Genomic DNA, 206 nt, shown 5'->3' with positions numbered 1-206 from the left:
AAATGGTGTGTTCGAGTCTCTCAAATTTTCGCAACACGGTGGTGTTTTACGAAACATCTTCGGGTTGTGAGGTTAAGCGACTAAGCGTACACGGTGGATGCCCTGGCAGTCAGAGGCGATGAAGGACGTGCTAATCTGCGATAAGCGTCGGTAAGGTGATATGAACCGTTATAACCGGCGATTTCCGAATGGGGAAACCCAGTGTG

General features: G+C 49.5%; 1 rRNA gene. It reads left to right on the top strand.

Annotated elements, in window-relative coordinates:
- Positions 1–70 precede the first annotated feature (70 nt).
- Positions 71–206: ribosomal RNA gene (locus FDX24_RS10000) — 23S ribosomal RNA — on the top strand; the annotation flags it as partial.

The organism is Citrobacter sp. wls716 (assembly GCF_005280975.1).
GTDB lineage: Bacteria > Pseudomonadota > Gammaproteobacteria > Enterobacterales > Enterobacteriaceae > Citrobacter > Citrobacter youngae.
Note: the sequence above shows the minus strand (reverse complement) of the source record. Positions and strands in the feature narration are given on the sequence as shown.